General features: G+C 69.5%; 18 protein-coding genes. 8 read left to right on the forward strand and 10 right to left on the reverse strand.

The window, feature by feature from the left end; genetic code table 11:
• Window positions 1-8 precede the first annotated feature (8 nt).
• From RN729_RS07315 to RN729_RS07335, 5 genes are read right to left on the reverse strand one after another with little or no spacing between them, the layout of a single operon-like run.
• Window positions 9-407: a type II toxin-antitoxin system VapC family toxin gene (locus tag RN729_RS07315; protein ID WP_310783204.1), complete on the reverse strand. Its 399-nt coding sequence runs from the start codon at window positions 405-407 to the stop codon at window positions 9-11.
• Window positions 391-642: a type II toxin-antitoxin system prevent-host-death family antitoxin gene (locus RN729_RS07320; RefSeq protein WP_310783206.1), complete on the reverse strand. Its 252-nt coding sequence runs from the start codon at window positions 640-642 to the stop codon at window positions 391-393. Before RN729_RS07320 ends, RN729_RS07315 begins: the two co-directional genes overlap by 17 nt.
• A gap of 55 nt (window positions 643-697) precedes the next feature.
• Window positions 698-1,174, reverse strand: coding sequence for a hypothetical protein (locus RN729_RS07325; RefSeq protein WP_310783208.1), 477 nt, complete (start codon window positions 1,172-1,174; stop codon window positions 698-700).
• A gap of 11 nt (window positions 1,175-1,185) precedes the next feature.
• Window positions 1,186-2,484 carry an aminotransferase class V-fold PLP-dependent enzyme gene (locus RN729_RS07330; protein ID WP_310783359.1) on the reverse strand — a complete coding sequence of 433 codons (1,299 nt, stop codon included), beginning with the start codon at window positions 2,482-2,484 and terminating at the stop codon, window positions 1,186-1,188.
• Window positions 2,481-2,975, reverse strand: coding sequence for a hypothetical protein (locus RN729_RS07335; RefSeq protein ID WP_310783210.1), 495 nt, complete (start codon window positions 2,973-2,975; stop codon window positions 2,481-2,483). The genes RN729_RS07330 and RN729_RS07335 overlap by 4 nt, the downstream gene beginning before the upstream one ends.
• 178 nt (window positions 2,976-3,153) lie before the next feature.
• On the opposite strand from RN729_RS07335, the gene RN729_RS07340 reads away from it, so the two are divergent.
• Both RN729_RS07340 and RN729_RS07345 read left to right on the forward strand, forming a co-directional pair.
• On the forward strand, window positions 3,154-4,062 hold the full coding sequence (locus RN729_RS07340; protein ID WP_310783212.1) for a cyanophycinase: 909 nt from the start codon (window positions 3,154-3,156) through the stop codon (window positions 4,060-4,062).
• Between the two features lie 35 nt (window positions 4,063-4,097).
• On the forward strand, window positions 4,098-5,348 hold the full coding sequence (locus tag RN729_RS07345; RefSeq protein ID WP_310783214.1) for an MFS transporter: 1,251 nt from the start codon (window positions 4,098-4,100) through the stop codon (window positions 5,346-5,348).
• Between the two features lie 27 nt (window positions 5,349-5,375).
• Here the strand turns inward: RN729_RS07345 and RN729_RS07350 are convergent, their stop codons facing one another.
• Together RN729_RS07350 and RN729_RS07355 are read right to left on the reverse strand one after the other, a co-directional pair.
• Window positions 5,376-5,954: a thermonuclease family protein gene (locus tag RN729_RS07350; RefSeq protein WP_310783216.1), complete on the reverse strand. Its 579-nt coding sequence runs from the start codon at window positions 5,952-5,954 to the stop codon at window positions 5,376-5,378.
• A 13-nt stretch (window positions 5,955-5,967) separates the two neighbouring features.
• Window positions 5,968-6,780, reverse strand: a complete 813-nt coding sequence (locus RN729_RS07355; RefSeq protein WP_310783218.1) for a DUF6503 family protein — start codon at window positions 6,778-6,780, stop codon at window positions 5,968-5,970.
• A gap of 91 nt (window positions 6,781-6,871) precedes the next feature.
• Between RN729_RS07355 and RN729_RS07360 the strand changes: the two genes are divergently transcribed.
• The 6 genes from RN729_RS07360 (at window position 6,872) to RN729_RS07385 (ending at window position 16,428) form a co-directional block, all read left to right on the forward strand.
• Window positions 6,872-7,474, forward strand: coding sequence for an FKBP-type peptidyl-prolyl cis-trans isomerase (locus RN729_RS07360; protein WP_310783220.1), 603 nt, complete (start codon window positions 6,872-6,874; stop codon window positions 7,472-7,474).
• Window positions 7,475-7,508: 34 nt separating this feature from the next.
• Entirely contained in the window at window positions 7,509-8,366 is an 858-nt protein-coding gene (locus RN729_RS07365; protein ID WP_310783222.1) for a fumarylacetoacetate hydrolase family protein, read from the forward strand.
• Complete coding sequence (locus RN729_RS07370; RefSeq protein WP_310783226.1) at window positions 8,363-12,691, forward strand: M14 family zinc carboxypeptidase; 4,329 nt, start codon at window positions 8,363-8,365, stop codon at window positions 12,689-12,691. The genes RN729_RS07365 and RN729_RS07370 overlap by 4 nt, the downstream gene beginning before the upstream one ends.
• A 74-nt stretch (window positions 12,692-12,765) precedes the next feature.
• Window positions 12,766-13,254, forward strand: coding sequence for a cytochrome c (locus RN729_RS07375; RefSeq protein WP_310783228.1), 489 nt, complete (start codon window positions 12,766-12,768; stop codon window positions 13,252-13,254).
• 34 nt (window positions 13,255-13,288) lie between these two features.
• Window positions 13,289-15,835, forward strand: coding sequence for a cache domain-containing protein (locus RN729_RS07380; protein WP_310783230.1), 2,547 nt, complete (start codon window positions 13,289-13,291; stop codon window positions 15,833-15,835).
• Window positions 15,836-15,897: 62 nt separating this feature from the next.
• Window positions 15,898-16,428 carry a DinB family protein gene (locus tag RN729_RS07385; RefSeq protein WP_310783233.1) on the forward strand — a complete coding sequence of 177 codons (531 nt, stop codon included), beginning with the start codon at window positions 15,898-15,900 and terminating at the stop codon, window positions 16,426-16,428.
• Between the two features lie 16 nt (window positions 16,429-16,444).
• Here RN729_RS07385 and RN729_RS07390 read toward each other — a convergent pair whose 3' ends face one another.
• Genes RN729_RS07390 through RN729_RS07400 form a run of 3 tightly spaced genes read right to left on the reverse strand, consistent with a single transcriptional unit; the run spans window position 16,445 to window position 19,553 of the window.
• Entirely contained in the window at window positions 16,445-18,217 is a 1,773-nt protein-coding gene (locus tag RN729_RS07390; RefSeq protein WP_310783235.1) for a carbon starvation protein A, read from the reverse strand.
• Between the two features lie 35 nt (window positions 18,218-18,252).
• The gene (locus RN729_RS07395; protein WP_310783237.1) at window positions 18,253-19,281 is read right to left on the reverse strand and encodes a TRC40/GET3/ArsA family transport-energizing ATPase; all 1,029 of its coding nucleotides are present in this window, start codon (window positions 19,279-19,281) and stop codon (window positions 18,253-18,255) included.
• Entirely contained in the window at window positions 19,275-19,553 is a 279-nt protein-coding gene (locus RN729_RS07400) for a cory-CC-star protein (protein WP_310783239.1), read from the reverse strand. The genes RN729_RS07395 and RN729_RS07400 overlap by 7 nt, the downstream gene beginning before the upstream one ends.
• Between the last annotated feature and the right edge of the window lie 116 nt (window positions 19,554-19,669).

Consider the following 19,669-nt stretch of genomic DNA (forward strand, 5'->3'; position numbering starts at 1 on the left):
GTCGGCAGTCATGAGACGGTCTCCACCAGGTCCGCGTCGACGATCCTGCGGTCGTGGGTTAGCAGCGTGGCGCCCAACACTCGTGCTGTCGCGACGAGGATCCGGTCCGCGGGGTCCCTGTGGAACGAAGCGGGAAGGGCCGAGAGTTCCGCCGCAACGGCGGGAGAGATCCCCTGTCGCCTGACGAGAGGCGGAGCCACCGCCTTCTCCAGCCACTCGCGCAACGGGATGGCGAGCTTGACCCGGCCAAGATCGTGGAGCATCGCCACTTCCCACAGCGAGATGTCCGATACGAGCAACGGCGACTCCGCGTGCGCGGAGCTGACGATCCGCCGCTGCCGCGGGGAGAGTCTCGAACTGTCGTTCAGCCACCAGATCAGGACGTGCGTATCAAGCAGCGCCGTCATGGCCGAGGCTCTCCCAGTAGTCTTCCGGAACGGCCGGCCCGATGATGTCGCCGACGACGGTCACGGTTCCCTTCAGTTCCATTTGCGGGTGCTCGGCCCGGGCTCGGGTCGGTGGCCACAGTTCAGCCACCGGCCTGCCGCGCTTGAGGATGACGACGCGTTCCCCCGTCTCGCTGACACGGTCGAGGATGGCGAGGCAGCGGGCCTTGAAATCGGATGCGTTGATCGTTTCCATCTGACCAGTATTGATGACTGGTCAGATCGTTGTCAAGGCATCCCGCGCTCGTGCGTCAGTCGAGCGACTCCATGAAGCGTACCTCGATCCGCAGGTAGCTCGCGCCCCCGCCCGGGACGTCGGCGAAGATCTCGCCCCATTCCGGGGTGCCGAGCACCTGGGGGAGCTTCTCGTCGCGCTCCGCCTTCGACGCCCAGCGGATGACCCACGTGACGTTCCCCGGCCCGAGTTCGTCCTGCTCGGCGCCCCGCACCTCGGCGGGGATCCCCGAGTCGATCCAGAACCCGGCGATGTCCAGGTGCTCGCGCAGATAGCGGATATACTCGCCTTTCGCGACCTCCGCGTACTCCTCGAAACGGGCCGGGTCGAAGTGATAGGTCCGGACCTCGTAGACCCCCCCGGACTCCGCTGCCGCCTCCTCCGCGCCGCCCGTGGCCGGTTCGATCCGCGTGCCCTCGCCGAAGCAGGCCGAGAGGGCCGTGAGCGCGAGCGCGGCCGTCGCGAGTCCGATGATTCGAGTGCGAAGCTTCATGGCTCCTCCCGTCAGCCCGTCGTGCGGGCCAGGGCTTCGACGAAGCGGTCGACCTGCTCCGTCGTGTTGTAGATGTGCGTGGAGATGCGGATCGCGTTGTGGCCGTCCCGCTGGTGTTCGTCGATGTGGGACGAGATGCTCGCCTCGATCGCTCCCACTGCGGCCACCGCGTCGAGATCTTCCTTCTCGAAGATCGTCGACCCGGGCGCGCTCCGATCGCGCGCGCCGCTGAGGAGCGTGACGCCGCTCATCTCGCCGAGACGAGACTTGAGATGATCCGAGAGAAAGCGACACCGGGCCTCCACGGCCTCGAGTCCGAGTGTCGCGACGAAATCGACCGCCGTCCCGATCGCGGCGCGCACCGGAAACGCCGCGGTGCCCGGGGGATCGAACTGTGGCTGCTCCGCGGTGGCGTCGGGCGCGAAAGCCGTCCGGATGCGGTCGCGCGCATCGCGCCGCACGAAGAGGAAACCGGTCCCCGCCGGAGCCAGCATCCACTTGTGCAGGCTCACGCTGTACGCGTCGCAGCCCAGGGAGGTCAGGTCGACGGGGAACTGGCCCACCGCCTGCGCGCCGTCCACCAGGCTCACGAGTCCCCGCTCGCGCGCGAGACGGCAGATCGCTTCCACCGGATAGAGGTGCCCGCCGCGAGTCACGTGACAGAAGGCCACCGCCCGCGTCCGCGGCGTGATCGCGTCCTCGAACCGGGAGAGGACCTCCTCCTCCGGGGGCAGGGGACTGGGGATGAAGACCTCGTTCACCCGAACGTCTTCCCGCACCCGCCGGAACTCCCACGGCCGACGGCCCGCCGGATGTTCCTGGCTCGTGATCAGGACCTCATCGCCGGCGCTCAGCGCGACCCCGATGCTCTGGAGATGGAGCGCCTCCGACGCGTTTCGCGTGAGCGTGAGTTCGTCCGGCTGCACCGAGAACAACTCCGCGAGTCCGGGCACGACGTGTTCCGCGATCCGGGCGCTCAGCTCCGAGCGGCCCCGGGCGGGCAGTTCGGCCATGGCCCGATATCCCGCGGCGACCGCATCGACGACCTGTCCCGGCGGCATGCCGATGCTCGCGTTGTTCAGGTAGGCCGTGCCGGGCTCGACGAGGAAGTTCGCGCGCACGTCGTCCCAGTCCGCGTCGCCCGTCCCGGCCGGGGGCCGGAGCGGCGGGAGTTCCGCCGCTGACGCGTCCCCCTCCCGGGCGGTGCAGGCGGGAAGGCCGAGGGCGGCGGCGCCGGTCGCCCCGAGGCGGAGCCACTCCCTCCGGTCCATCAGGCCGTAGCGATCGTCTCCGGTCCGCGCACCAGTCATGGACAGCACGCGGAACTGCGCGTGAAGGACATCGAGTTTCCGCTGGGAAAGCGCAGCGTCAATGCGTCGCCGTCGATCTCGACCCCGGTCGGTTCGAGCGGTCCGTCCCCGTCCCGCGCGGTCATCGCAAGCGGGCTCGCCGGAAGTCCCGCCATCGTGCGCCCGTAGGAAAGGTGGTGGAGGTGCTCGAAGGTGAGCGTCTCTCCGTCGAAGGTGTAGCGTCCGCCCTCACCGGACCCGCGCCTCGGCTCGTCGCCATCCATGACGAAGAAGAGGACCTGCCACTCGCCGTTGGTGAAGATGATGCGCCCGCGCACGGGATGCCGGTCGCCGCTCGAAAGGACGTATTCGTTCGCGGCCCAGGCGCCCGCGAGGGCATCGGCTCGAGGTGGCGGCGGCTCGGCGTCGGATGGCGGGGAGCCGGAGGGACTCCCGGCCAGCGCGGCCAGGCAGAGCGAGGAGGCAAGGAGAATAAGGGGCGGTGTGGACATGAGCTGCGTCTCCGGGTCGCCGGGGATCGTTCGCCCCGCAACGTGACGCGGCCCGCGGCGAGCGACAAGCGGCGGCCCGCGGCCACGGACCGCCGGGGTCGCCGGGTCTTCGCGATCCGCGTACCGTGAGATCGTCCGCCCGAAGTCGATGGGCGCAACCGAATCGAGAGGTCGAGCGATGCGAACAGAACGGGGAGCGTTGAGCGTGGCCGGTGCATTTCTGACCGTGGCGGTGACGGCGTACGGGGCCGTGCTCGTGGCTCCGGCCGCGGTCGAAGCCCAGGAGGTCGGCCCACCGAACGGGTCGCTCGTGATCGTGGGCGGCGCCATGCGAAGCCAGGAGATCGCGAACCGGTTCGTGCAGCTGGCCGGCGGGACGGACGCGCGGATCGTCGTCATCCCCACGGCGGGCGGGGCCGATTCCTACGGGCCGTCGTTCGGCGGTGTGAGACCCTTCCAGGCGGCGGGAGTCGAGCACCTCACGGTTCGCCACACCAACGACCGCGACGAGGCGAACAGCGACGCCTTCGTGGCCGCCATCCGCGAGGCGACCGGCGTCTGGTTCACCGGAGGACGCCAGTGGCGCCTCGTCGATTCCTACGCGGGGACGCGGACCGAGGAGGAGTTGTGGGCGCTCCTCGAGCGCGGCGGGGTGATCGGCGGCTCGTCGGCCGGCGCGACGATCCAGGGGTCGTACCTGGCGCGCGGGGACACCGCGACGAACACGATCATGATGGGGAGTCACGAGGAGGGGTTCGGTTTCGTCCGAAACACGGCGATCGACCAGCACCTCCTGTATCGAAACCGCCAGTTCGACATGCTGGAGATCATCGAGGCCCGGCCCGAACTCCTCGGCATCGGGATCGACGAGAACACCGCCATCGTCGTGCAGGGCGACCGCTTCGAGGTCATCGGAGAGTCCTACGTCGTCATCTACGACAACCAGAGCATGCTCGACAGCGGCGGCCTGTTCTACTTCCTCGCGCCGGGCGACCAGTACGACATGGCGGAGCGTCAGGCGTACCGTCCGGCCCGCACCCTGGCGCCTCTCGGACGCGTCGAGCGCCGCCCCTGGCCGAACCGCTGACCCGTCCCGCCGGAGTCGGCTCCGGAGGGAATCCCATGCGCAGGGGGCTGATCCTCCTCGCACTCATCGCGGCCGGGGAGGCCGTCTTCTTCCTCCCCTTCGTCCTCGCACGCGTCTTCCGCCCGACGCTGCTCGACGTGTTCGGGATCACGAACCTGGAGCTGGGAACCGCCTTCTCCCTGTACGGCGTGGTGGCGATGGTCGCGTACTTCGCCGGCGGCCCGCTCGCGGACCGGTTCTCGGCCCGCCGGTTGATGGCGCTGGCGCTCCTCGCCACCGGTCTCGGCGGCATCGTGCTCGCCGGCTTCCCGCCACCGCGGACGATGAACATCCTGTGGGCCTTCTGGGGGATGACGACGGTCCTCCTCTTCTGGGCGGCGATGATCCGGGCCACCCGCGAGTGGGGCGGGCAGACGAAACAGGGACGCGCCTACGGCCTCCTCGATGGCGGTCGGGGACTCCTCGCCGCGCTCGTCGCGTCGGTCTCCGTGGCCGTCTTCGCCGCGCTCCTCCCGGGCGAAGCCTCCTCCGCCACGCCGGAGGAGCGGGCCGCGGCCTTCCGCGGCGTCATCTGGGTCTTCACCGGAATCACGCTGGGCATCGCCGTCCTCGTGTGGATCCTCGTGCCCGACAGCACGCCCGGCGGGGAGGCGGGCGACCCGGAAAGCTCGCAGAAACTGTCGCTGAGCGGAGTGAAAGCCGCCTGCCGCATGCCGGCCGTGTGGCTTCAGGCCATCATCGTCGTTTGCGCCTACACGGGGTACAAGGCGACGGACGACTTCTCGCTCCTGTCGCGGGACGCGCTCGGGTTCGACGACGTCCAGGCCTCCGGGATCGGCACGCTCGCCTTCTGGATCCGTGCCGCGGCAGCCATCGCGGCAGGCTACCTCGGAGATCGGATCGACGCCTCCCGCGTCATCGTGTGGGGGTTCGCGATTCTCATCGGCGGCTGTCTGCTCATCGCCTCCGGGGTCGTCGTGCCCGGACCCGCCTGGATGCTCATCGCCACCATCGTCACCGCCAGCGTAGGCATCTACGCGCTTCGCGGCGTCTATTTCGCCCTCCTGGCCGAGGGCGCCGTCCCGCTCGCCTACACCGGGAGCGCGGCGGGCGTCGTCTCCGTCCTCGGCTTCACCCCCGACGTCTTCATGGGCCCGCTGATGGGCGTCCTCCTCGACAACTCACCGGGCCTCCCCGGGCATCAGCACGTCTTCGCGGCCGTCGCCGGCTTCGGCGTCATCGGCCTCCTCGCCGCCCTCATCTTCCGCCGCGTACGACGTACATGATGGCAACCTTCCGGTCGGCCTCCGGCTTCAGCAGCGCTCCCGTCTGAAGTCCGCGGGGCGGCACGTGAAGCCCCACTCACCCCACAGCCCGCTTCCGGCCGCGGACGCGGCGGCCTCCGCCGCCAGGATCCGGTCTTCGTGACGGCGGTTGGGCGGGATGATGAACGCGAGCGCGTACCCGCTCGCGACCATGTGTTCGTTCAGCATCTCCCCGCCCGGGAGGAAGAGATAGGCGAGGTCCCGGTCGAAGGTGTCGACCCGGACGGCGTCGTACTCGACTCCAAGCGCCGTGTTCACGGGGGCGACCCGGAGCAGTTCCTCGCGGGCGCGGGCGCCCCACGGTTCCTGCGCCATCTCCGGGGCGTCGATGGAGAGAATCCGGATTTCACGGCCATCCGCGCAGCGGACGGAATCTCCGTCGATCACGAAGGACAGGACGCAATCCCCGCTCGGCATGGGGGGCGGCGGGGGCGGGGGCGGCGTCGAATCCGAGCACCGCACTACCGCGAGGGCAGCGATGACGACAGCGGCGGCGATGCCGAACCGGCGACCCTCCCGGCGCAGCCCCGCGATCCCGCCCGGGACTACGGGCCGGACCACGGCCATGGGCCGGATCGGATCACGGGCCGACCCGGATCGTCCCCACCTCATCGGTCCCCAGGTGGCGGCCATCAGCGTTCACGTACCATCCCCGCAGTCGCGGCAGACGCAGTCCGCCGTCCCCGGTCAGGCCCTCGAACGTGAGGTACTCGCCATCGTTCGCGCTCTCGTCGTGGTAGAAGCGGCAGCCCAGGAGTTGCGCGGTCGCGGGATCGAAGTAGAAGTACCACGTGTCGCCGCCGGTATCGGGGTCGTAGGTGACCCGGACCGCGTGGACCTCCCGGTCCATGAAGGTGGTCTCGACGATGTCGGGATCGAGGTGGGAGCCGGGGTCGGAGATCTTCATCGGAAGACCCGCCAGGAACCCGTAATAGCTGCGCCAGAACATCCCGTCCTCGCGATGGAGGCGCATGCGCTCACGGTCCGCGTCCGGGAGGTCCGCCTGTGCGACCCCGTCCACGGTCGCGGCCCAGCCATCGGCCGTCGTCTCGTACGCGATCGAGGACCCGCGATAGCGGCCCGACAGGGCAAAGTCGCGCTCGTCCGCGCCGAACTCCAGCTCGACGGCGACGCGTTCTCCGCCCTCTCCGTCCGTCCCGACCCACGACATGGAGAGTGAGCGGCTTCCCCAGATCCCGTCCGGATCGTGGAAGGTCACCGATCTCGCCACGAGTTCCTGTGCGGGGGTGAGATCGGCCTCCGCGACCGAACCGGAGGCGTCCTCGTCGGCCGGGGGACGAGGGCCGCAGGCGGCGGCGAGCAGGACGAGCCAGAGCCAGGACCCCGCGCGGGAAGCGGGTCGGCGAGCCGGCCGCAACGCCGGTCGGAACATCCTTGGAGTCTTCATGCCTGATACTAGCAACCCGCGTTGAAACGCCGCTACATTCGGGCGATTCGCCACTTTCCACACTCGGAGGCTTTCCATGCGGCGTGACAGGATATCGAACAGGTTTCGGGCCACGGCGACCTTGCTGCTCGCGCTGCTCGCCATCGCATGCGCGGGTGACGCGGGGGAGGAAGCGGCGGACGGCGGCGAGGGCGCAGAGGAGGCCGCGGCGACGGCCGAGACGACCGACTCGCCCGAGATGGCCGGCTCGCCCGAGGGCGTGATCACGGATCTCCGGGGAATCGCCTTCGTCGACGAACTCGCCGTCGACCTCGATGCGATGGAGGAGACGGAGAGCGGCCTCTTCATTCAGGTGTTGCAGGGGGGGAGCGGGCCGCCGGCCGGCTACGGCGACGAGATGCATGTGCACTACACGGTCTGGCTGCCGAACGGGAGCAAGGTGGATTCGAGCCACGACCACGACCCGCCCGAGCCGCTCGAAATGATTCTCGGTTCGACCGCCCTCATCGACGGCTGGGTGGAGGGGGTCACCGGCATGCGCCTGGGCGAGCGCCGCAAGCTCGTGCTGCCGTACGATCTCGCCTATGGAACCGAGGGACGGCCACCCGCGATTCCGGCGTACTCGCCGCTCGTGTTCGAGGTCGAACTCGCGGAGCACATTCCCACCGGAGAAGGCTGATCGTGATCCGGACCGGGGCGATCGGGCCGGGATCGTGACCGCGTACATCCGCTATCTCGCGCCGGACGCCACGGGCCACATGGACGCCGCAACCGCCGGGGACGGCGGCGCCCGCTGGGGGGTCGTGGAGGATGAGGTCCTCGCGGACGGCATCATCGAGGGCAGCATGGTGGAAGAACTGGCGGCGCCTCCTTTCGGCGGGGAGGTCCGCAACGGGAAGCGGATGCCGCTCGATGAGCTTCATCTCCTTGCGCCGGCGACGCCGTCGAAGGTCATCGCGGTGGGCTTGAACTACCGGAGCCACCTCGACAACAGTCCGATCGGGACTCGCCCGCAGCCCACGGAACCCCCCCTGTTCGCCAAGCTGCCGAGTTCGATCGTCGGGCCGGGCGCCGCGATCGAGATTCCCCCGGACGCGGAAGTCGTCCACGCGGAAGGAGAAGTCGTCGTCGTGATCGGCCAGGTGACGCGTCACATCGGTCCCGAAGAAGCCGACGACCACGTCTTCGGCGTGACCGCGGGCAACGACGTGAGCGAGCGCACCTGGCAGCGCGACGACCTGCAATGGCTCAGGGCAAAGGGCAGCGACTCGTTCGGGCCGCTCGGGCCACGGATCGTGACCGGCACGGCGTGGGATGATCTGCGCCTGCGCACGCGCCTCAACGGCGAGGTCGTGCAGGACGCGCGCACCTCTGATCTCATCTTCTCCATCCCCGAGATCATCGCCTACGCGAGCCGCTACTTCACGCTGCTTCCCGGCGACGTGATCTATACGGGAACCCCCGGGAAGACTTCGGCGCTTTCTCCCGGCGACCGGGTGGAGGTGGAGGTGGAGGGCGTCGGCGTGCTGGCGAACGACGTGAAGGTCGAATCACGGAAGGACGGGACATGATGAAGCCCCGCACGCGGTCGTTCGGCGGCCTGCGGCAAGACCCTGCGGCGGCGGCGAGAGCCGTGTCCGTCGCTCTTGCGTTGGCGGTCGTGTTCGCCGCGGCTCCGGGCTCCCGCGGGCTCGCCGCCCAGCAGACGCCGGATCTCGCCACGCTGTTCGAGTTGGGGACGCTCGTGCTCGACGCGAACGGCGACAGCGTGCCCGATCTCGTGAACGCGGCGCTCGTGCTCGGGGAAGATCCCTCACCGGACGTCCTCGCGGCGGCGGCCGAGATCGCCGCGCGGCTGGGGTTCGAGACGATGGCGATGGACCTGCCGCTGTCCCGGAACCCGGAGGGCGGGCAGGTCGGGATCGTCGTGGGACGGAGCGGACTCGAAGCCGCCGGCCTGCGTTCGCCGGGCATCGACCCCGCCTCCCTCGATTCGGGGGAAGGAGCCGTGGCGGTGCGCGAGGAGGACGGGCGCACGTGGATCCTCGTGGTCGGCGGGGACGACGAAGGGCTGCAGGCCGCGGCGCGCCTGTTCGCCGGAGTCCTGCCGCATACGCGAACGCTGTCGACGGCGGAGTTGAGCCGCGTCCGGGACGATCTCGCCGAGACGCTGGAGGCCGGGGGCGTGGCGGACGCTACCGTGCGTCTGACCCAGGCGAGGGTCAGGGCGGGACAGGCGGGCGTGGGACGCGTGATCGCCGAGATCGAGGTGGATGAAGCGAATCTGAGCGCCGCCGCAGAACTCCTCCGCGGACTCGCCACGGGCGACGCGGACGCCGACCCCGGCGAGCCGGAAGGGACGGAGGCCGAGCCCGGCGACGAGTCGACCGACGCGGAGGCGCCCCCGACGCGCCTGGCTTACGCGGGACTCGAGTCGGTGGAGGTGCGGCTGGCGGGCGGCCCCACGATCCGGATCGCCGGGCGCGCGGCTCCGGATGCGCCGGGGCCGATCGCGGGCCGGCCGGGCAGCGGCGGCAAGAACGACATGGACCTCTCCAACCTCTACACGTCCGACGGGCTGCTTGGCGGAGGGGTGCTTCCGAACCGCGTGGACGCGATGCTCGCGCCCGGCGAGGGAGGCATCGATGGCCTGCCCGACCTGGCGGGGAGGCTCGGACTCGAATCGACCGGGATCACGGTGCCGCTCGTCGTTCCGGCCTCGTCGATCGAGGGGGCCGCCGCCCGGCCCACGCTCGTCCTCACCGGTGTGGACAACGCCCTGACCCGGCAGCTTGCCGACAGCGCAAAGATCGACGCGGGGTCGCTCGCCCCCGGCGAGGGGCTCATCGAGGTGGTGCCGGCGGCCTTCGGGTCCAAACCGGCCCTCGTCGTCTCCGGCGCGGACGCGGCCGGGGCCGAGCGCGCGCTCGATCAGCTGGCCCGGACGTTCCCGCACCTCGCGGAGCGCGGGGACGACCGCCCCACCGTCAACGACGTCGAGCGCGGCCTGTGGGATGCGCTGTCCGGCCACTCGCCCGTGGGCCAGGCGGCGACCGGCCTCTACAAGCTCGGCCGCATCGCCGGCAAGCTCGCGGACCGGCAGATCGCCCGCGCGGACGTGCTGCTCTCCGTCGAGAAGGCGGACCCCGGCCTTGGGGCGTACGTGCGGGCCCGGGCGGCGGAAGCGCTGGGCCTCCCCGATGCCGCCGCCGTCGACGTCACGGTCGACGATCGCGACGTCCAGCGGGCGGCCACGATCTTCGCCGACACGCTCGCGCTGCCGTCGGAAGTCGACCGCTTCCGGGAATTGTTCCGCACCCAGGTCCTCCCGGCGGCCGGATCCGCCGGCTCGGGCGGGCCCATTCGGGTGGAAGCCCGCCTGAGCGAGCCGCCGGAAATCCGCCGGCAACTGGAGGAGGAGGCCCGGGACGCCCTCATCGAGGCGGGGGCTCCGGCCGACGCGGTTGAGGTCCGCGTCCTCTCCGCCTTCAAGCAGGGGTACTCGTGGCTCGAGGAGGTCGTGCTTCCGCAACTGGAGGGACGCGACATCGGCGAGATCGTCATCCGCTTCCGCCGCAACGACCCGCCGGAGGAGTGGCCGCAGCAGGCGATCCACACGCCCGTCCGCTGGCTGCATGAGATCTTCCCCATCGATGAGGTCTTCGCCCGCGAACTCGGCCTCGCGCTGGAGCGGATCCGCTTCGAGCAGACGACCGATGGACCGACCTACGAGGTGACGGTCACGGACGCGGGCGGCGCCGAGATCCTGTCGGACGACTTCGAGCCGCACCGGGTGATGCGTCCCTACTTCGACCGCTTCCGGGACTACGAGCACGTCCGCGTCACGACGGGGTGGATCCACGCCGCGGCGGGGGACCGCACGCTCGTCGACGAACGCATCGTTACCGACCCCGAGGCCTTCTGGGACCACTACCAGAGCGTCGTGCTCCCGGCCATCTACGACTACGTGATGGACCGGCACGACGGGATCCCCGAGGGCGGCAACGCGGACGCGCCCTACTTCGGCGAACTGACCGTCGAACTCGAGATGAGCGAGCCCAACTACCGGCTCGAAGTCGACAACGAGATCCACGCGCCGATGGACGCCCTCCACGAGGAGATCTACTTCGGCACGATCGAGTTCTTCGATCTCATCGGCCGAAACTCGCGCGGGCAGGGGCTGACCTTCCCCGGCCGCATCCTCCCGGTGATGCGACCGCGCGGCGACGGCCGGCCGGCGGAACTCCGGGTGAGCTTCACGGGTTTCGCCACCTCCCGGCCCGCGGTGGTCGTCGCCTTCGAGGATGCGGCGGGCGCGGCGGACACGATGCGGCTCGACATCCCGAAGACCGGCCTCGAGCGCCCGTCCGCGAGGCTGGCCATCGTCCGCGCCGGCGAGCCGGGGATCGCGCACCTCGGGCTCCGCGTCCGCGTCGACACGGACGCCGACATGCGCGACAGCCTCCTGAACTACGCATCGCCGCGGCAGGTCGACCGGAGCATGGTCTCCGCCGAGCAGGTCGAAGCCACCGTGCGCGAGATCGAGGCGCTGCGCGCGGGCGGCCTCTACGCCTCCGCGCTGGCCTGGGCCGGGCTCGGTTCGCTCGAGGTCTGGGCCGAATGGACGCACGAGCAGGATCCGGAGTCCCGCCGCGCCGCCCGACTCGCGGCGAACGGGACACCGCCGGCGCTACCCGACTGGCGCAGCCTCCTGCCCGAAGGCTGGAGCTACGGCGGCGAACGGCTCGTCCAGTGGGAGACGCCGATGCCACCCCCCGAGGGTCACGGGATCCTGGCCATGATGGCCGAGGCCTTCGAGGAAGTGACGATGTACAAGGTCGGCGAGTCCTACCTCGGCCGGGACATCTGGGCGGCGGATCTCATGCCCCCGATCGCGGCCTCGCACTGGTCGCGCGTGAAGGCGACGACCTTCAAGCCCACGCTCATGCACTCCGCGCGGCAGCACGCGAACGAGGTCTCCTCGACCAGCCACGTCCTGCGGCACGCGGAACTCCTCCTCACGGATCCCGCGCAGCGCGCGAAACTGAACGACGTGAACGTCATCATCCACCCGTTCACGAACCCCGACGGCGCCCAGCTCGCCTACGACCTGTACCGGATCACGCCGGACTTCATCCTGCACGCCGGCTACCTGGCGTCGCTGGGAATCGACGTGATGACGGGGTCGCGCGACGATCACCCCATCTACCCGGAGGCGCCCGTCAGAAACCGGCTGTGGGGCCGCTGGCTGCCCGACATCTTCCTGAACCCGCACGGGTACCCCTCTCACCAGGTCGTGCAGCTGTTCAGCGAATACTCGGGTCTCGTGCGGCGGGGGCGCGTGACGGAGCGCAACTGGGGTCTGAACAAGGGCTGGTTCATGCCGGGGTTCGGCTACGTCGACAGTCCCGAATACCCCCGGCACCGCGACGCGGCGTTCGAGATCCGCGACTACATCACGCGCGGGATCAACTCGAACCGCGACGTGTTCGAGATGAACCAGCGCAACTATGCGCGCTACCGCCGCTACGGAGCCGCCTACGATCCGGATGTGTTCCGGCTCCCGATGTCCGACAGCGTGCTCATCGAGATGCCGTTGCGGGGATCGAGCGGCGAGTCGCGGTTCGGATACGACCCCCGCATCACGATCTGGTCCGGCACGACGGAAGCCCCGGACGAGACGGCGTACGGCCCGTGGATGGAGCTGGTGGCCAAAGCCGGACTCTCGTGGAACGAGGCGCTGCTCGATTACCTGTACGAGGGAGAGCACGAAGTGAAGCGCTCCGGCTCCTCCTTCTTCGGCGGCGTGTCGCTGCGCATTAACCGACCCCGGCCTCCGGAGGACGACGAGGCGTCGGAGGAGGAGGCCACCACGACGGACAGCGGCGGCACATAACCTATACTTGCTCCGGCCCGGCTTCGGAATTCAGGTTGGGGCGTTCTCGCACCGTTCAACGCAGGGGAATCCCGATGCGCATATCGAACCACATCTCGAACCATCTTCCGACCAGCGCCCCGTGGAGAGCGATCCGCGGGTCGGTCCGGATGGCGGCGGTCGCGGTCATCCTCGGCGCCTCCAGCCTCGCGGGCCAGGAGGAGGGCGGCGAGGACGGAGAGGCCGAAGAGGCGGCGGCCGCGGCCAACACGACCCAGGGCGTGTTCAGCGAGGAACAGGCCACGCGCGGCGAAGACGTCTTCTGGAACATCTGCGCGGAATGTCACTTCGAGGAGGACTTCGGAGGGCCGTTCATCCAGTCGTGGGTCGGGGCGTCCGTAAAGGACCTCGTGGACGAGATCGTGGCCACGATGCCGGAGGACAATCCGGGCGGGCTGCCAGCCGAGCAGTACGTCGATGTCGTTGCCTACATGTTCAAGATCAACGGCATGCCGACCGGCGAAGACGAACTGACCGCCGATAATGTGGATGCGGTGGAGATCGAGGTCGACCTCGACCCCTGATTCGCCCTCTCCACCCGGGGAAGGAATGGTCGCCATGCGAAACCGGACGTCTTCCGTGATGCTCCTGGCTCTGCTGGGCCTGGCCGTGGTCGGGCTCCGGGCGCGTCCCGCGAGCGCACAGGTGCCGAAGGTCACCGCCGGCGAGGTGGTCGACCGCGAGACCCTGAAGGGGTTCGTGACCTGGGCGACAGCCGTCTCCGCCGCCATCACCGACATCAACGAAGGGTCCCGACTCATCCAGGCGGTGAGAACGGAGGGCAGCGACTACAACGTGGGGAACATGTACCTGATCTTCATGACCCCCGATGGACAGGTGTTCATCCACGGCGAAGACCCCCACATGGATGGCACGAACGTCTTCGATGTGGCGGACGAGAACGGGACCAGGGTCGTCCAGCAGCTGCTCGCCGCCGGCGCGGCCGGGGGCGGTTTCGTGGAGTGGTGCTGGGACGACCCGCAGGATCCGGACGACGCCCGCTGCAAGGACAGCTACGCCCTTCAGTACCATTCCCAGGTGGCGGGAACGGATCTGGTCGTGGTCGGAGGGTACTACCAGGACCTGTCGGGCGCCGGGCAGCCGCTCCCTTCCGTCCCGCTTCCGGAGGTCACCGCCGCCGACGTGGTGGATCGGGAGAGCCTCAGGCAGTTCGTGCATGGCTCTCTCGACTGGCTGATCGAGCTCGTCGGGCAAGTCGGGTTCGAGCGCGCGACCGAATGGAAGGCCTTGATGCGGGAGGAGGGCGGCCCGTTCAAGTCCGGCCCGATCTATCTGTTCGTTCTCACTCCCGAGGGTTATGCGATCTTTCACGGCGCCGACCCCTGGCGTGAAGGCCGGACGGCTATCGACAACACGGACTCCCGGGGGAAGCCGTTCGTCAGGGAAGTCATCGCCGCCGCCCAGGGGGGCGGGGGGTTCGTCGAGTATTTCTGGGACGATCCGACGATACAGGGGGATGAGGATACGGGAACCCCCAAGGTGAGTTACGCTGTCTCCTTCAAGAGCGACCTCCCCATCTACCAGGGCGTCGAGTTCATCGTGGGTGCGGGTTTCTATCGGAACTTCTCCACCGCCGAGGCGGAGATGGCCGCGGCCGACTGGCTCAACCGGTTCGGCCGTTCGGTGGCGAGCCAGGCCATGGAGATGATCGGCAACCGCGTGTTGCAGGCGTCCGATGGACCCGATCAGGTGACGGTCGGCGGGCGCACGGTCGACCTCGCCGCGCTGCGAGGGCGGGGCGGTGTGTTCGGCGGTCTCAACGCCCTCGCGCCCGCAGCTTCCCGCACGGGCGGTATGGCGCCGACGTCGTTCCTCCCGACATCCGTGGGCGGACTCCTCGGCGAGACCTCCTTCCGGATCTCACCCGGGCAGGATGCGGGGGGCGGCGGCGACTATTCGCTCTGGGGCGCGGGAGAGTTGACGCGCTTCTCGGCCCGCGAGGGCGGTGGGTCCGGTCGCGGCGAAATCGTCACCGCCGCGCTTGGCGCCGACTACAGGCTCGGATCGGTACTCGCCGGGCTCGCCGTGTCCCACAGTCTGGGGTCGGGCGGATTCGATCTGGGACGGGCCGGGGATGATGACGCGGGCGATGTGTCGACAAACCTGACCAGCGCCTTCCCCTACGCACGGCTCGCACTCAGCGACCGCCTCTCCCTCTGGGGCGCACTCGGATACGGGTTCGGCCGCCTCGACATCTCCGGAAGCGGAGAACAGGAGCCCTCCAGCGACATCTCAATGCGCATGGTGGGACTGGGGGCGCAGGGTGACCTGATGGGGGCCGGTGATCCGGCCGACTTCAAGCTCTCGCTGCGGGCGGATGGCTTTGTCGCGCAGGTGAACTCCGAGGAGGTCGAGGGTCGGAGCGAACTCACGACCGACGTGAGTCGCGCGCGCGTGATGCTCGACGCCTCGAGGGGCTACACGCTCTCGTCGGGAGAGATGATCCAGCCGAACCTGCGGGTCGGCATGAGACGCGACGGGGGCGATGTGGACACCGGCTTCGGGATGGAGCTGGGGGGCGGTCTCGCCTTCCTCGACCTGGAGCGGGGTCTCACGATCTCCGTGCACGGGCGCAAGCTCGTGGCGCACGAACAGAGCCAATACGAGGAGTGGGGCCTCGGCGGATCCATCACCCTGAACCCGCAGGGAGCGGGACGGGGGCTGTCGCTCCGCGCGAGTCCTTCCTGGGGGTCGACGGCGAGCGGCCTGGCCCAGCTCTGGGCGCAGGGCGCGACCGGCCTGACGCCGAACGGGTACGGCTACGGTCTCGGCAGCCGCCGGCTGGATGCGGAGATCGGATACGGCGTTGACGCGCTGGCGGGCCGGGGCACCTTCACGCCGTACGCTAGACTGGTCCTGTCGGAGCAGCCGGGCGCGGGGCACTTCGGCGCGGGTCGGTCCCCGGGTCCGTTCGCGCTGATGCCGCTCCACGCATCGGGGCGGAGCCTGTATGGCTACCACATGGGCGGGCGTCTCAACGTCGGCTCGGGCCTCTGGCTCAACGTCGAGGGAGGCCGCAACGACTACGGCGCGGGTTCGGGTCCGGCGAACAGCGTGACCCTCAACCTCGCCATGAACTGGTAGGAGACGTGGTCAGGGGCCGGCCGCCCATCCCCGGGCGGCCGACCCCGCTGGTCGCCCGAGTCGTGAAGCCACCTACGGATTCCTACACCGCCCTGGACTCCCTCGCCGGGATCCGCTCCGGAATCCGCCGCTGCCTCGAACGAGCCGCCGACGCTGACCGGCTGGGCGTTTCCGCCCCCGACATCTCGGCGTGGAGCGTCCAGGATCACTTGGAGCACCTGCTGCTCTCCGACCGGATCGTGCTGGATTGGGTCGTAGAGGCGCTGGCCCGACCGAACCCGGCGACGAGGGAACAGTCCGCGCGTGAGATCGGCGTGACGCTCCTGGCGCACGGCTCGATCCCGCGCGGCCGGGGCCCGGCCCCCGACTTCACGCTGCCTGCTGGTCTGGAAGGCGCCGATCTTCGGGCGGGTTTCGAGGCGCTAAGCGGGCTCGCGACGGATCTCGAACCGCGACTGGCGGAACTGGACGCGTGCCGGCTCACGCTCCCGCATCACGTGCTCGGCCATTTCACGCCCGCCGAGTGGCTACGCTTCCTCCACCTCCACCACCGCCATCACGAAGCGATCATCCGCGATATCCTCGCCGCCTGACGGAAGAGCCCGTCGGTCACGCCTGGGCTCTTCCCGCGCGGACTCTGCGGATAGCGGCGGCACCCTCCAGCAGGAGCCAGATCTCGAGGATGAAGATCGCGGCTCCGATCACGAGCAGCAGCCACTGGTTCGTGCCGAAGAAGCGGTCGAGGTTGATGACCATCGCCCACGTCGTCATCAGCAGCAGGAAGCCCATCGGGATCATCGTCACCCAGAAGGGGCGCCCCTGCCGCATCAGGAAGAGCGACACGATGAGGAGCGTGAGGCCGGCCAGGAGCTGGTTCGTCGTGCCGAACAGCGGCCAGATCATCATGCCGCCGGCGCCGCGGTCCGCGGAGAGCGCCAGGACCGCGCAACTGATAACGGCGATCGCGGTCGCCACCCAGCGGTTCTGGATCGCCTTCACGTTGTACTCGACGCCGAGTTCGCTGATGATGTAGCGCTGCAGCCGGATGGCGGTATCCAGCGTCGTCGCCGCGAAGCTGATCACGACGACGGAGGCGAAGATCACCGCCACGCTCTCGGGGATCCCGATACCGGCCGCAAGCACGCCCACGCCGTTGACGAACGCGGTCGTGGCGCCGGCCGTTGCCGCCTCGAAGCTGCTGTAGTGCTCCTGCCAGAGGACAAGACCCTGCGCCGCCCCCACGTCCCGGCTGAGGTAGATCGCGAAGCCGGCCGTACACGCGATGATCGAGGTGAGGGCGAGCGTTCCCTCCCCGATCGCCCCGCCGTAGCCCACGTAGCGCGCGTCCGTCTCCTTCCCCAACTGCTTGGATGAGGTGCCCGAGGCGACGAGGCCGTGGAAGCCGCTGATCGCCCCGCAAGCGATCGTGATGAAGAGGAGCGGCAGCCAGCCCGGCGTGTCGGCGGGCAGTTCCGTGTTCACCGTGGGCGCCACGACCTCCGGGTTCACCACGAGCACGGCGAGGCTGATGATCCCGAGCGCGACGAAGAGCTGGTGCCCGTTCACGTAGTCGCGCGGCTGCAGGAGCAGCCACACGGGGAGGACCGAGGCGACGAAGGTGTAGGAGAAGAGGATAGCGATCCATCCCACGCGGCGCCCATCGGCCGCTGCCGCCTCTCCCGCCGCGGCCACATCGCCTTCCGCCGCGGCGAGTTGCGCCTCGGTCGGGCTGAAGCCGATGAAGTCGGGCAGCGTGAAGGGCATGTCCTGCCCGAACCAGATGAGCACGTACAGCGTTGCCAGCGCCCCCAGCGACGGAATGAGGATCCCCGTCCCCGTGCGGTAGATGAGGAAGCCGACGATGAGCGCGATGACGAGCGAGCCCCACACCGGAACCACGGCGCCGGGGTTCGCCATGAACAGGTTCGCGATGATCACGGCGAAGACCGCGTTCACCATCAGGAGCAGAAAAAAGATGATGAGGAGGAAGAGGACGCGGGCGCGCTGGCCGAGGATCGACTCCGTGAGCGTCCCGATCGACCGTCCCTTGTGGCGGGTCGAGATCCACAGCGCGCTGAAGTCGTGCACCGCCCCGGCGAAGACCGTCCCGAGCACGACCCACAGGAACGCGGGCAGCCAGCCCCAGATGACGGCGATCGCGGGTCCCACGATGGGCGCCGCCCCCGCCACCGACGTGAAGTGGTGCCCGAAGAGCACATGCTTGTTCGTCGGCACGTAGTCTACGCCGTCCTTGAACTCGTGCGCGGGCGTGACGAAGTCGGGGTCGAGCTTGAAGATCTTGCCGGCGATGAAGCGCGAGTAGATGAGAACTCCGGTCAGGAACGCCGAGAGACCAATCACCAGCAGGACGATCGCGCTCATCGTGTTACCTCCCAGCAGTCCGTTTCAGGCATCGACTAGCGTTCTACGGGAATCCGCCTCAGAGCGTCCACCCCCACCGGATCGGAGTCGAGGAGGGCGACGCGGAGGACGGGCCAATCTCCGAGAGACTGCGAGATCCTCGCAAGATAGGCGGCCTGACGTTCCCGCCGCGCGGCGAGGAACGGATCGTCGCCCGCGCCGGCGGCCGGCGCCGGGAGCACCTGGTTCACGACGATGGCCCCTACCGGGACGTCGTGTTTCGCGAGGGCCTCGACCGCCTTCTCCGTTTCCCAGATCGGCAGGCGCTCGGGAATCACGACGAAGACGAACGCGGTCCGCCGGCGGTCGGTCAGGATTCGCCGCGCCGCGCGGAAGCGGTCGCGCCGCGCCTCCAGCGCCCCGAGCAGAGGGTCGTTCTCCGGCGTCGGGACCTCCTCGGAGCCCGCGACGTTCTTCCACATCTGCGCCAAAGCACCGATCTTCTTGCGCCGCTGGATGAGTCCGCTGATCCACGTCGCCATCAACTCGGGGAGAGAGAGAAGCCGGAGCGTCTGTCCCGTCGGGGCGGTGTCGAAGACGACCCGGTCGTAGTCGCCGCCCTCGTCCTCGAGGATGCGGGTGAAACGGTCGAAGAGGGCAGACTCCGCGGCGCCGGGGGAGACGCGGGCGATGTCGATCTGCCGGTAGACCTCGCCCAGGAGGCGGGGCGGGGCCGCGGACGCGACGCGCTCCTTGACCGCGTCGATGTAGCGGTCGGCCTCGCGCTCCGGGTCCACCTCCATGGCCCAGCAGCCGTCGGCGACCCGCCGCGGCCGGTCTCCCAGCTCAGCCTGAAGCACGTCCGCGGTGGAGTGCGCCGGGTCCGTGGACACGAGGAGCGTCCGGTGCCCCCGCGCCGCCATGTCGAGCGCGGCGGCCGCCGCCATCGTGGTCTTCCCCACCCCACCCTTGCCGCCGAAGAAAAGGACGGGCCGGTCGGGGAACGGCAGCGGGGCCCGCGTACGCCCGCGCGGTGCCGCCCCGGACGGCGTCGCGGCCCGCCGCGAACCCTCGTTGCTCAGCAACAGCGGAAGCCGCCTTCGGGCCCGCGCTCCATTCCGACCCGGACGTGCCACTCGTGAAATTCCTCGATGAGCGACGGATACAGTTCGAGCATGTAGAACTGGACCGGGTTCGGCACGCCGAGGAGATCCGAGAACCCCATCAGCATGAACGCGTCGTGCTGCCGCAGGTACTCGCGGTGGATCGTCGCGCGGTAGGGGGCGATGTACAGCCCCTCGTACACCTCGCGCGCCTCCCGCAGCCAGCGGCGCCAGCGCGGTGTCGGCGTTGTCACAACCATGACGGGTCCTTTGATCCGGGTTCCGATTTGAGTCGCAAGACGGAAGAAGCGACTCCGAAATCGCACGGTGCAGCACTGCGCGTCAAGGCACGGCCGAAAAACGGTTTGGG

Source organism: Candidatus Palauibacter polyketidifaciens (assembly GCF_947581785.1).
Taxonomy (GTDB): domain Bacteria; phylum Gemmatimonadota; class Gemmatimonadetes; order Palauibacterales; family Palauibacteraceae; genus Palauibacter; species Palauibacter polyketidifaciens.

Excerpts from the sequence above, each read along its gene's own strand:
- RN729_RS07355 (WP_310783218.1), bottom strand. The coding sequence starts at position 6,780 with ATGTTCCGACCGGCGTTGCGGCCGGCTCGCCGACCCGCTTCCCGCGCG.
- RN729_RS07325 (WP_310783208.1), bottom strand. The coding sequence starts at position 1,174 with ATGAAGCTTCGCACTCGAATCATCGGACTCGCGACGGCCGCGCTCGCG.
- RN729_RS07320 (WP_310783206.1), bottom strand. The coding sequence starts at position 642 with ATGGAAACGATCAACGCATCCGATTTCAAGGCCCGCTGCCTCGCCATC.
- RN729_RS07375 (WP_310783228.1), top strand. The coding sequence starts at position 12,766 with ATGCGCATATCGAACCACATCTCGAACCATCTTCCGACCAGCGCCCCG.
- RN729_RS07330 (WP_310783359.1), bottom strand. The coding sequence starts at position 2,484 with ATGACTGGTGCGCGGACCGGAGACGATCGCTACGGCCTGATGGACCGG.
- RN729_RS07360 (WP_310783220.1), top strand. The coding sequence starts at position 6,872 with ATGCGGCGTGACAGGATATCGAACAGGTTTCGGGCCACGGCGACCTTG.
- RN729_RS07335 (WP_310783210.1), bottom strand. The coding sequence starts at position 2,975 with ATGTCCACACCGCCCCTTATTCTCCTTGCCTCCTCGCTCTGCCTGGCC.
- RN729_RS07380 (WP_310783230.1), top strand. The coding sequence starts at position 13,289 with ATGCGAAACCGGACGTCTTCCGTGATGCTCCTGGCTCTGCTGGGCCTG.
- RN729_RS07370 (WP_310783226.1), top strand. The coding sequence starts at position 8,363 with ATGATGAAGCCCCGCACGCGGTCGTTCGGCGGCCTGCGGCAAGACCCT.
- RN729_RS07350 (WP_310783216.1), bottom strand. The coding sequence starts at position 5,954 with ATGGCCGTGGTCCGGCCCGTAGTCCCGGGCGGGATCGCGGGGCTGCGC.
- RN729_RS07345 (WP_310783214.1), top strand. The coding sequence starts at position 4,098 with ATGCGCAGGGGGCTGATCCTCCTCGCACTCATCGCGGCCGGGGAGGCC.
- RN729_RS07390 (WP_310783235.1), bottom strand. The coding sequence starts at position 18,217 with ATGAGCGCGATCGTCCTGCTGGTGATTGGTCTCTCGGCGTTCCTGACC.
- RN729_RS07340 (WP_310783212.1), top strand. The coding sequence starts at position 3,154 with ATGCGAACAGAACGGGGAGCGTTGAGCGTGGCCGGTGCATTTCTGACC.
- RN729_RS07315 (WP_310783204.1), bottom strand. The coding sequence starts at position 407 with ATGACGGCGCTGCTTGATACGCACGTCCTGATCTGGTGGCTGAACGAC.